Below are 12,790 nucleotides of genomic sequence, written 5' to 3' on the forward strand. Positions count from 1 at the left end.
AAAAATAAAGTGGTCACAGATTATCCAACGCCAATACAAAGGTAAAATATACTTTAACTTGAACAGCTATAGATTTAAGCTATATCTAAATTCGCAATTGATTTGTCAATTGCAGCCAATTGGTAAAACGAAGATTTAGTAGGAATTTGAGTGGATATTCGATCGCTACGTTATTTTATCAGTGTTTATGAACAACAAAGTTTTAGCGCAGCCGCCAAGCATTGTTTTGTCGCGCAGCCTTCTATTTCTGCCGCTGTTGCGCATTTAGAACAAGAGTTGGGACAAGAGCTTTTTCAGCGTCATGCCCGCGGCGTACTTCCCACAGAAGAAGGCAAACAACTCTATCCATTGGCGACTCAACTGGTTGGGCAAACCGAAGCCATTAAAACCCTGTTTGCTAAAGATAAGCAAAAACGTCACTTTAAACTCGGCGTCACTAAAGGGTTAGGCGTACAGCGCATGAGTTTGCTGCTCAAAGACTTCACCAATAATGCGGAACAGCTTGAATTAACGCTCGTACCGCCAGATGACACATGCGAAGCCCGAATAATTACCCGAGAAGAGTTAAAGACTACTGAAGAGTATGTACCTATTTGGCAGGAAGACTACCTACTCGCGATGCCAATGAATCACCCGTTGCGCCTTAAACGCCACATTCAATTGAAAGATTTAGACAATCTTCCCATTATTCAGCGCGCGCCATGCAGTGCTTGGAATCTGCTATACGATACCAGCGCCGTTGCTGGCATTACCCTTGATGTCAGGGCAAAAATTCAAACCATTGACTATGCCATTGGCTTAGTAAAAGCAGGATTGGGCTGCGCACTCGTTCCCGCCTATCAGGAAATACTTGCCCATACTGATTTGGTTTTCAAACCAATTAAGGGGCTCGCCTATTCCCGTGAAATTGTACTCGCCTATAAAGAGCGCTCTGAGTTAGTTGATTTGCTTGTGGATGTGGTGGGGAATCATCAAGGATAGCTTGAAACTGGCAACTGTTAGTTAGCATTATTGAGTAAGGCTAAATAAATTTAAGCCTTACTCAAGTTGGCAAACTAAGAAAGTACAGTAAACCTGATTCAAAATTCCTGTACTTTCTTTTGTCCACTGTAAATCAACAAAGTCTATTCATACTTATAATGACCTACGTAACCAATCTTATAACGAGACTGGCCATCAGACGAATAGCTAGTGTAATCGACATGAGTCAAATGATAATCACCTAGAGATTTAATATAAGAAACATTTCGGCTTTTCGAAATATAGCAAGATTCTAGCTGCACATCACACCTGTCACGACTACCTGAATTATAATCATGGTAGTATTCGAACGTATATCCTGTATCAGTTCTTACCCAATAAAATTTCGTATTCTCATCATCCAACCACGTACCATCAGCTTGCAGTATTTGAGTGCTTCCATCTCCCTCTTCATTTAATTTGTAACGGAAGCGCTGTACGAGATTGTCATCATAAACCTTGTCTTCTTGCCAGCTCACGGTACTCCAATCATTATAGGCTGGTGCTTGATGTTCATGATTGATATCAAGGCTTTCGAAATCGGCAATAAAGGATAACTTCATTTCGTTTGATGTTTCAGCGAGCGACTGATAAACAACGCCATCAGCAATCTCCACTGCTGAGTATGTAATACTGACGCCATCATTGAAATCTATTTTCAATGCATTATTCGAATAACTCCAGCTACCAGTTCTTAACAAATTACCATCAATATCGAACTCGTTAATCAATCCATTTTCAAATGCATCAACAATTCTGGCAACTCGCTCAAACTCATTAGAGCTGTTATTAAAGAAAGCAGTATCAAGTAAATATTTACCCGGCGACATTGAAAACTCTATAGCATTATAGTGTCGTACCGTACTATAGTGATGGGTTTCTATTTCACCACAATTAACATCACCAGTTTCTGCTTCAGTCTTTTGAATGAATACATCATACTCAGGTGTACTATATAAGTGCTTAAGAGTGAATCGACTATACGATAACCATGCTGTGAGTGTTTCTTGGTCTTCACAATAGTAATCTAAATAGAAGTAAGTAGAGTCTTGCATCGTAATGGCAAGCTCTTGTCCTACAGAAGCCCAGGTTACCGAAGCATTCTCTGCGGTATAAGCCGTTTGAATCGTTCCAGTTTGATTATCGTTTAATTCAAAATGAAAGTTATATCCGTATGTAAGTGCACTGCCGAAACTTGTTGCAGAAGCCGACAACATATTTACTCCAACGCCAATTTTTTCCGATGCTGGAATACTTCCACTATTATTATAAATTTCTTCTTGTTGTGATATATATTGGGTGTTGTAATTGGTTCGCCAATTACCCAGTTGCTGGCTCAATGCTCTAATATTTGATTGTAGTTCGTTAATTGAACTAAACCCTTCTGGCAAAGAAATACCGTTATCAGTTAACATTAGTTTGGCAGCATGCACCATTTGAAAAACATACTCTGAATCAGCCATCGAAAGTGCTTTGCGATATTCTTCTGCATCTCTTGGCGCAACGCCACCCATTGCTAGATTCACCATTTGGTAAACTGCCGTCGTAAAATGAGAAATGTCTTGCTCATTTAGGCTATTGGTTGCGATGTCTACTCGATCTAGCAAGTCATTAGACATACCCAAGTAAGCAACTTGTGTATAATTTTCAATAACATCCTCGGCTGTCAGTGAAACTAGAGCATCATCGATATTGAGATCAGCCACAATACTATATTCACCATTTGCGTTGGTGACATCGGACGCCTGAAAGTCACCAACAAATAAAGTCACTTCAACCCCAGCTTTTGGAAAGTCAACTAATGTGCCACTTACAATAGCACCATCATTAACATTGATCTGGATAATACCCGTGCTGGTTCCACCGTACACATCTTCAACCGTATAATTAAATATTTCCGTACCAAGAAAATCGTTGTTGGGAGTGTATTCAATTGTGTTGTTCTTAATTGCCGCAACGCCGTTTGAAGGGGCTGAAACAGAAACGATAGATATTTCGTCACCCACTACATCACTATCGTTTGCCATTGCATCAATTATTTTAGTTGTGTTTCTTAAAGTGAAACTTTCATCGTTTATCACTTGCGGCAACAAATTAACAACATTGACAACAATACTTCCTTGAGCAACACCACCATGCTCATCGGCCACGGTGTAAGTGAGAGTTTCATTTCCCGCAAAACCGTCGTTCGGTTTATAAGTGACACTGCCGTCTTCTTCAACAACATGAGTGCTGTTTTCAGACGCTTGAATGCTGATTAACTCTATACTATCGCCAGCTACATCATAGTCATTGTCTAGTGGATTTAAATTAACACTTTTATTTTGTTCAGTCGTAATTACATCATTTGAAGTAACGGGCACTACATTGACAATATTAAGATTAACCGATGCACTGGATTCATCGCCTACAGCATCGCGCACCGTATAAACAAACGCGTCTTCGCCAACGTAACCGTCCTGTGGGGTGTAGGTAATTTCAGCGTCATTTTGTTCCAATTCACCGTAAAGTGGTGTTGAAATACTGACTATCGTCAGTTCATGGCCAGCTTGAGAGCTGTCATTTGCCAATGGAAGAATAACAACCGCAGCGCTTTGATTGGTAGTAATTGAATCATCTGTCAGTGATGGCGCCACATTGTTCACTGTGAGTGATACTTTGGCACTTGCCGTTTGGCCTGCGGTATCTACAATCGTATAAGTAAAACTATCTTCGCCAATAAAGCCTTGGTTGGGTGTATAGATAATGCTGTTTTGATTATTGGTAACCATACCACTTGAAGGCGTAGTGGTACTTTGAACGCTCAATGCATCTTGGTCTCTATCGTTTGATAGAACATTTATGCTGATAGAGGAGTTAACATTCACAGCTACCGTATCATCAGTTGCTATTGGCGGGTTATTAACTGCAGAGGAACCACCGCCATTTTCAGAAGATGAACCTCCGCCACCACAACCAGTTATTATCAGTAACGACAATAGCCAGAACAATGATTTCATAACAATCCTTATTTAATTTTTATAGTTATTAGCAATTAAAGCCGCGGATTGTACACGAATCCCTTACTTAAAGTTAACTATCTGTGCAATTTTGTTTTACGTTTTTGCACAATACTATTAACAATTAAGACTACCATTTTGAACTTGGTATTCGCGTTCAGCTCAAACGATTGAACATATGAGTTTCACAAAACATCGCGTGATTACGTTAATTGTGAGAGCTCAACACATTCTCATATACGCATAAACTTCAACTAGCTATACCACTGATGGCACCGAGGCAAAGGAGCTGTTTCCTATTGAAAGTGAAGAGGATTAGGCACGCTATCATCGATTGTTTTAACAATAAATTTCTAGACAAACTTACAATTTTTAAACACTTTGCTTGGCATGTTTGCTGCCCAACATACCTGCCATTTGGTAACATGCACAAAATTGTTACAAATGTAAAATTAACCAAGTGAAAAAGTTTCGTTATTATTAGGCGAAATGACTTGGCGTTGGGCTGTTAAATGCCCTATTTAAAATAAAAATTAGGGTTACAAGCCACATGTTCTTCCATAAACGCTTCTTAATTGTGCTCTTGCTTTTTTGCCTGCCAGCATTCGCATCAGACAAAAAAGCTGTACATGAAACTACCGTATTCGACGAAACTTTCAGTTGGCAAGCGATGCTTGGCGTGTCAATTTTTCATAATCCGCAAATCATCGAAGGTTATGAACAAGATGCAGTAGGTGATTTTCTCAACATATCGTTGCTGTTTGACCTTTATTACAAAGGTTTTTTTATCCAATCAAATCATCGACGTGCTAACTCTCTACTCACTGGTGCAGAATTAGGCTACCAACTTCATGTAGACAAAAACTGGGAAGTCGACATTATCATGCGCACCTATATAGGTGAGTATGATCCTGAAGAGATTGTCAAAGACAATGATTTCGACTTTCCATTAATGGAAGGGCTAGGTTTAAGAGGTTCTGCCGACGGTTTGGGTTTGAGATATTCGCACTATTTTGATGATGCGGTTTTGTCTATAGATGTGGCATCGATTGCGGTACGTTCAGACGCACCTGGCTGGGTATCAGAAATTTATTACAATAAACTCGTTCCTTATCGAAATTGGGATATCTATTTAGGTGCTGGTGTTGTCTATTACTCACAACAATTAACTGATTATTATATCGGTGTTGATCCGCATGAAGCGACTGACGCCAGACCTGCGTATGAGGCCAGAGCTGGCTTTGAGTTTGAGTTAGAATTATTTGCTCGTCACCCCATTTCGCAAAATTGGACATTTAATACTGGTATTAGCCACGCGATTTATTCTAGTCATATTAGAAACAGCCCACTTGTCGCTACTAATGAAACGACACAAGTGATGCTGGGAGTGCATTATGTATTCTAGACTAAGCAAAGGAATTGCCTGGTTATCTATGATTTTGTTGTATTGGCTAGGCGACAACATCGCCTTGGCAGCCAATAGCACGCAGCCTACAATGTCTTCTCGTGTAGAATTCTCAGCACAGCCAACCACCTGTGTCGCATTGCACCAAGGAAGAACCTGTTACACTCAAGTAACATTACAGTGGCAGACTCAAGAGTCTGGCAATTTTTGTATTTACCAAAAAGTCACCAACAAGATCATTCAATGTTGGAAAAACAGTCGCATTAATCAAGCACAGTTTAATTTTGAAGCCGATGAAAAAGTCGAGTTTCAGTTAGTCGAAACAGAACGCAATATTGTGGTAGCAGAAACTTTTGTTGAGGTTAGTTGGGTGCACAAGGCATCTCCACGCAAAAGACGCTGGCGATTATTTTAATAGGAGAATTGGGATGAACGAGCAGTATCGCATATTGTTAGTTGAAGATGATGTTACCTTGGCTGATTGGGTTAAGGAATACCTTCTTGAACAAGGGTTTTCTGTATCCCATGTAACACGCGGCGATCAAGTGATTAAGGCAATAAGTGAATTTTCGCCTGAATTAATCTTACTTGACGTGATGTTACCGGGTCTTAATGGCATCGAGGTATGTCGTTTAATCCGTCAGGATTCAAGCATACCTATCATTATGTTAACGGCACGCTCTGACGAATTTGATGAAGTGATTGGACTAGAAGCTGGAGCCAATGATTACGTAATTAAACCCGTTCGTCCTCGCGCTCTATTAGCGCGAATCAACAGCGCGTTGAAGAATCAAGTAACGGTTAAAACACCAGTCAATGAAATCTCGCTTGGCAACCTGCATATAAACTGCGAAGCTAACCGTGTTACTTATGAAGGAAAAGAAATTGAGTTATCGACAAGCTTGTTCTCTTTTCTTTGGTTTCTTGCCAGCCACGCGGGTGAAGTTGTTGATCGTGACACGGTTTTCAAGGCATTAAAAGGACGCGAATATGATGGACAAGATCGCCGTTTTGACGTGATGTTATCGACACTGAGAAAAATATTTAACGATGACCCACAAAGTCCCAAAAAATTTAAAACGATTTGGGGTAAAGGCTACTTGTTTGTAGCCGATGCATGGAATAGCTAGCCGTGCAGCGTCTGTTCCTTAGCATTGTTTTTGCGGTGCTTGGCTCATTGTTTTTTATCGGCTGGGCATTAGATCAGCTTGTTGCACAACAAACACATGATCAGGAAAGTGAGCACATTATTATGTTTAAGCAATTGCTCAATGGTTTTGATCAACAACTTTCAATTGTGCCTAATGCACAGCTTGAGCAATACACCGAAAATTTAGCAACACAGTTTGATGTAAGTTTAAGTATTGAGAAAACTGCAAACATCGCATTACCGCTGGCGTTAAAGGATGAATTAACATCTTCTGGAAGCCTTTTATTAGCTTCAGATCAACAAGCATATATCTTACGAACTATTCAATCACACCCAGAATATTTACTGCGTTTTACGCTACCGCCTGAGAAGCCAGAAGATCACAAACTCAATTTATTACTCACCACCATTTTATATGTTGGCGTATGCACTATATTGATGTTTTGGCTATTTCCATTAGCACGTCGATTGTATTTACTGACAGATGCTGCTGAGCGAATTGGCACAGGAAAATTAGATGTAAGAGTACCTATTAGTCGCTTTTCTTACATTAAACGCCTTGAAGTTAGTTTCAACAATATGGCGGCACAGATTGAAAAACTCGTTGCTGACAATAAAGTGTTAGCACGCTCACTATCACACGATATTCGTACACCAATGTCATGCTTAAGGTTTGGCGTAGAAGCGGCAATTGACACACCTGACATTGACAAAAAGAATGATTATTTACTGCGGATGGAAACCGAATTAACGCGCATGGAAGAAATGACATCTGCATTTCTAGAATATGCGGGGATGGAACGAAAAGGCTTCAACTTGACCCCTGAGCCTACATCACTGAACGAACTAATCGCCTCTTTGCGATCAGATTTTTCCCCTATCGCAGCACAACATCAAATTACGATTGAATTATCATTGCCTTCAGAAGAAATTATCCTTCCTATTGACGCTCACTGGTTCTATCGTGCGCTGCAAAACCTATTGAGTAACGCCATGCAATATGCAAAGAATGAAGTGTTACTTTCTCTGCAGATAAAAGGAAATAAGTTAGTTATCACGGTAGAAGATGACGGCATAGGTATTGAAGAAAAACAAGCGCAAGAAATATTCTCGCCCTTCGTTAAGCTTGACGACAACCGGTCTCGTGAGAAAGGACATTTTGGTTTAGGACTCGCCATTTGTGCGAAAGTTGTTGACTGGCACCATGGACAGATAGCGGTAACTCGGTCAACGGCACTTGCAGGCGCTAAATTCAGCATCGAACTCCCCTTAAAAACATAGCATCCTGTAAGTTACTCTCATTACGTTGGAAACAATTGCCATAAATGCTGGTTCCCATTCGCACTGAAATACACTAGAGTTTAATTTCTTCAGGATGGGTTACGCATCACCATCTGCAAATATATAACAACAATAACAGGTAAGTTTATGTCTGATATAGATCGCCGCCACTTTTTGAAGTCATTGGCTGCTGTTTCTGCAGTAGGAACATCAATGAGCCACTCTGCCCTAGCCAATGAAGTTTCTACACCTCCTGCTACAGGCAAGTCTGTGATGGGACTAATTACCCCTGCAATGGATAAAGTTCGCATTGGCTTTATCGGTGTTGGACAGCGCGGCTTTGGTCACGTTATGCATTGCTGTCATATTGACGGTGTAGAAATAAAAGCTATTTGTGATCCTCACCAAGCTGTACTTGATCGCGCATGCGCATATGTTGAAAGACGCCATAAAATAAAACCTACTGCTTACGGGCAACATGAAATGGCCTACAAAGAGATGCTGTCGAGAACGGATATCGATATCGTTATCATTTCAACGCCGTGGAGCCTTCATGCTTCCATGGCAATCGATACGATGGAAAGTGGAAAGCATGCGTTTGTTGAAGTGCCAGTTGCTACGACAGTCGAAGAATGCTGGAGACTTGTTGACACGGCAGAACGAACGCAAAAAAACTGCATGATGATGGAAAATGTGTGTTACGGGCGAGATGAACTTATGGTACTCAATATGGTACGTAAAGGCATATTTGGCGAGCTTGTGCATGGTGAAGCAGCGTATATCCATGAGTTACGTTGGCAAATGAAGGAAATAGATCATAAAACAGGTTCATGGCGTACCTATTGGCACACCAAAGTTGACGGAAACCTTTACCCTACTCATGGCTTAGGTCCGGTATCACAATACATGAACATCAACCGCGGTGATCGATTTGATTACTTAACGTCGATGAGTTCGCCCGCCATTGGGAGAGCACAGTACGCTAAACGTGAGTTTCCAGCCGATCATCCACGCAACGCTTTGAACTATATTACAGGTGATATGAACACCACCATCATCAAAACTAAGCTTGGTCGTTCAATCATGGTTCAACACGACACCACAACACCACGCCCATATACGAGGCATAATTTAATCCAAGGAACAAACGGTGTATTTGCTGGCTTTCCAAATCGCATAGCATTGGAGCAGGTGCCTAATACTATCGCTAATTTATATGATGAAGATTACCAACGCCAACTTTCTCACTGGTCGGCAAATGGTAAAAAAGGCCGTCAACCTCGCCCTCGCAGTTATCATCATTGGGATGAAAATATGAATCATTGGCAACAACATTATGATCATCCCTTATGGATTAAAATGGGAGAGGAAGCGAAGCGTAATGGTGGGCATGGAGGCATGGATTTTCTCATGTTGTGGCGCATGATCTATTGCCTGCGAAATGGCGAAGCACTCGATCAAGATGTATATGATGCTGCGGCTTGGTCCTGCATTACGCCTTTAAGTGCGGATTCTGTTGCTGATCGAAGCAATAGTAAGGAAATCCCTGATTTTACGCGTGGTCAATGGCGTCATGCTAAACCTCTCAGTATTATCAGCTAACGCAATGGATACTATTGTTATCTTAGCTGCGGGTAATGGTTCTAGGTTTGGGGGCCCAAAACAGTTCACACGATTTGGGCCATTACAACTAACATTAATGCAGTATAACTTGCGTCATGCAATAGAAGCTGGCTTTACCAAAGCTGTCATTATCGTTCAACATAACCACCGAACACTGTTGACTCCGATCATCAATCAGCTCAGCGAACACATTGAGATTGAAGTATGTTATCAAGAGTCTAAAAACTTACCAGAGACATGCTGTATGCCAAGGCAATCTAAGCCGCTTGGCACCGCACAAGCACTGTGGTGTGCCCGACAACACTTGTCCGGTGACTTTGCTGTAATTAATGCCGATGATTATTACGGTTGCAATGCGTTTAATTTAGCCAGAAGTATTGATAGCAAGCAAGCAGCACTAATTGCATATCAGCTACAAAATACATTATCTGCAAGTGGCGGGGTGAATAGAGGTCATTGCGTATTAAATTCACAAAGTGAATTAGATAGCATTGCTGAGATTATCGATATTCAAGCAACAGATAGGGGAATTGTTGGCACTACAGCTAAAGATAGAAAGACAATTTTACTTGAAGCCACAAGCTTAGTCTCAATGAACTTTTGGGTGTTGCCAAATGCCATATTTGAGGATATAGAATCTTTATTAATAACAACGTTGGCTAAACCTAACCCACATTCTGTTGAAGTTTTTTTACCTGATGTAATCGCACATTATATTTTACGCCGTGAAGCCAGCGTCAAAGTATTAACTTCCCTTGAACCATGGTTTGGCGTAACATATGAAGCAGATGCAACATATGTTAACCAGTGTTTAACCACTTTGACGCGAGAAAATAGATTCACCCATTTTCACGTTAATCCTTCTTAAGAAATACAATGAATAATGCTGTAAACCGTCAAACAATTAATCAGGTTTTACCCCATTTTGATAGCCCAGTAGCCAAAAGCTCTGTGAGTCCACTGGGTAACGGATTAATTAACGACACCTTTCTCGTAAAAAACGAAAATCACAGCTTTGTACTGCAAAGAATAAATGATCATGTATTCAAGCAACCAGAACTAGTGATCAACAATGCGATGCTTATACACCAACATTTAGTTGCTAAACGTGACGCTGGCGAATATTCATTAACGCCGATTGGTCAACAAATATCGACAGCAGGACACCCTTATGCCGTTGTTGCTAACAATCACTGGCGCGCTATTCAATTTATACCCGATTGTTATACCGTTGAGTCAGTCAGCTCGCCTAACCAGGCACAGCAAGTAGCCGCCTCATTTGGTCAGTTTACTGCAGCATTGTCGGATTTTCCCGCACAAGACTTATACGAAGTTATTCCAAAATTTCATGATTTAAGCTTTCGCATTGAACAGTTAAAATATGCAGCATCACAAGATACGCAGGGTAGGTTGTACGATTGCCAATCTCTAGTAGATTTTTGTTTGCAGCAAACCACATTTATCAACAAAGTAACTAAGCTAGTACAAATATTGCCAACGCAAGTTACACACAACGATACAAAAATAAACAACCTACTCTTCTGTTCCGAAACTGCGCAACCTATCGCAGTTATCGACTTAGACACCTGTATGCCCGGTTTCATTATGAATGACTTTGGTGACATGGTGAGAACGTGTTGTTCGAATTTACCTGAAGATGGGGAAGACTTAGAAAGCATGTCTGTACGCATGGATGTTTTTGAAGCGCTTGCTGAAGGATATGTAAACGCGTTTTCAGGCAACATTAGCGATCTAGAGTTAGAAAGCCTTTCAGTAGGTGCACAACTTTTACCATTTATGATAGGCATACGGTTTCTAACAGACTTTCTTGACGGGGATTTGTATTTCCATACCGATCACGCTATGCACAATCTTATGCGTGCTAAAAATCAGCTTAACTTTTATCGTCTATTGAACGGTAAAGAAGGCGAACTTTCGCTGATGGTCAATAATGCTGCGTCAGAAACTAGCATTTGTTAATTCATATGGAAATGCGATTTAAGCCTAGCCTTCACTAAGAATTTTCGCCTGTTTCAAGAACAAACCGTAAAACAATTAAGTTACAAAAGTGATAATGCATTGGCACATATGTGTAAAAATAGTTTTACGTTATTTGTACTTTTTTCACTCAACTAAATAATAAATTTTCGCCTTTACACTACTAAGTAAAATTAGAGTCTGCTAATCTTTAGTTATCTCAGACGACCACTGAGATAACGTATTTGAATTCCATTTATGAAAATTGGGTAAAGAATGTAGTTACAGGGGTGTTAGTGCGCTTTGCTTTTAATGACATTCATGAATTAAGATTTCAATTACTCGGCAGGCCTTGTTCTCCCCTTGGTCTGCCAACCTTTCCTCGCCTAACTATATAACGATAGAAACCATCAAGTGTTAGATTCAAATAAACTCATTGTTAGTTGCTAATCTATCTGAAATCAATATTTATGATGTCTGCCCCCATAAGTTTTGTTTATTAGTATATGAAATGGGAAGCGGAAGGACGCATTAACCTTCATACCATGCTTAGACTCAATACTAACCACTACTACTGCGCTACAGTTATACAACCGCTTTTTCTAGCTCACTTCCCATATAAGAAATCATAGCAAAACAACATGACGTTGTTATAGAAAAGTATTCATGACTCCCATTGATATAGAAAGAATCCCAGCTAGAGTAGAAAACTTTATCGCCAATACCCCAACCGACACTATTGTATTCAGACCGCACGAAGAATCTGAATATCAATAGGTTGTGAGTGTGCTTGATCAATTACAACCTTTTGTACAACTAAGAGTAGTTATCGGTGTTATACCAATCCTCTTTGAAATATGATCTAATTAGCATCAGCAAAAAATAACAAATCGTGATTTATGACTCAATTGACTTCTGACGCTTTGCTCAAGCTCTCTAAAAGAGAAAAGAACCCGCACAAACGTGTTCGTTTGTTAGCGGTTTCTTTATTTTTAGAATGCCAAAACCGCACTCAGGTTGCGAGACAATTAAAAGTGGCTAGGCGTAGCGTAAATAGCTGGGTTACTCGCTTTCTTAGCGAGGGTCTCAATGGACTAGAGGACAAACCTCGACCTGGAAAGAAGTCTTCATTATCTGATAAGCAAAAAATACAATTAACTCGTTTTATAGCGCATCATGCTAAATCTGAGAATGGTGGGCGATTAACAGGTAACGATGTACAAGCGTACATCACTGAGCACTTTGGTATAACATATCATCATAATCATATTTATCGGTTACTCAAAAACCTTGGCTTCAGTTGGATAACCAGTAGGTCAAAACACCCCAAGCAAA

At 40.3% G+C, this 12,790-nt stretch carries 10 protein-coding genes; 9 read left to right on the top strand and 1 reads right to left on the bottom strand.

Features of this window, described 5'->3' with window-relative positions; translation table 11 throughout:
- Window positions 1-150: 150 nt before the first annotated feature.
- A complete protein-coding gene (locus ACSLUK_RS12320) occupies window positions 151-981 on the top strand; it encodes a LysR family transcriptional regulator (RefSeq protein WP_448548955.1) in 831 nt (276 codons plus the stop codon).
- A 143-nt stretch (window positions 982-1,124) separates the two neighbouring features.
- Here ACSLUK_RS12320 and ACSLUK_RS12325 read toward each other — a convergent pair whose 3' ends face one another.
- A complete protein-coding gene (locus tag ACSLUK_RS12325) occupies window positions 1,125-4,019 on the bottom strand; it encodes an Ig-like domain-containing protein (protein WP_448548956.1) in 2,895 nt (964 codons plus the stop codon).
- A gap of 550 nt (window positions 4,020-4,569) precedes the next feature.
- On the opposite strand from ACSLUK_RS12325, the gene ACSLUK_RS12330 reads away from it, so the two are divergent.
- From ACSLUK_RS12330 to ACSLUK_RS12365, 8 genes are all read left to right on the top strand, one after another.
- Entirely contained in the window at window positions 4,570-5,424 is an 855-nt protein-coding gene (locus tag ACSLUK_RS12330; protein ID WP_448548957.1) for a MipA/OmpV family protein, read from the top strand.
- The gene (locus ACSLUK_RS12335; RefSeq protein WP_448548958.1) at window positions 5,414-5,839 is read left to right on the top strand and encodes a DUF3019 domain-containing protein; all 426 of its coding nucleotides are present in this window, start codon (window positions 5,414-5,416) and stop codon (window positions 5,837-5,839) included. Before ACSLUK_RS12330 ends, ACSLUK_RS12335 begins: the two co-directional genes overlap by 11 nt.
- 13 nt (window positions 5,840-5,852) lie before the next feature.
- On the top strand, window positions 5,853-6,554 hold the full coding sequence (locus ACSLUK_RS12340) for a response regulator transcription factor (protein ID WP_448548959.1): 702 nt from the start codon (window positions 5,853-5,855) through the stop codon (window positions 6,552-6,554).
- Between the two features lie 2 nt (window positions 6,555-6,556).
- Window positions 6,557-7,855, top strand: a complete 1,299-nt coding sequence (locus ACSLUK_RS12345) for an ATP-binding protein (protein WP_448548960.1) — start codon at window positions 6,557-6,559, stop codon at window positions 7,853-7,855.
- Window positions 7,856-8,002: 147 nt separating this feature from the next.
- Window positions 8,003-9,457 (top strand): Gfo/Idh/MocA family protein, encoded by a 1,455-nt coding sequence (locus tag ACSLUK_RS12350; RefSeq protein ID WP_448548961.1) that lies wholly within the window; start codon window positions 8,003-8,005, stop codon window positions 9,455-9,457.
- A 4-nt stretch (window positions 9,458-9,461) separates the two neighbouring features.
- Window positions 9,462-10,346, top strand: a complete 885-nt coding sequence (locus tag ACSLUK_RS12355) for a sugar phosphate nucleotidyltransferase (protein ID WP_448548962.1) — start codon at window positions 9,462-9,464, stop codon at window positions 10,344-10,346.
- An 8-nt stretch (window positions 10,347-10,354) separates the two neighbouring features.
- Window positions 10,355-11,458, top strand: a complete 1,104-nt coding sequence (locus ACSLUK_RS12360) for a phosphotransferase enzyme family protein (RefSeq protein WP_448548963.1) — start codon at window positions 10,355-10,357, stop codon at window positions 11,456-11,458.
- A gap of 896 nt (window positions 11,459-12,354) precedes the next feature.
- Window positions 12,355-12,790, top strand: a 436-nt coding sequence (locus tag ACSLUK_RS12365; protein WP_448548964.1) for a helix-turn-helix domain-containing protein, incomplete at its 3' end; no start/stop codon positions are given.

This window comes from Thalassotalea fusca (assembly GCF_053485835.1).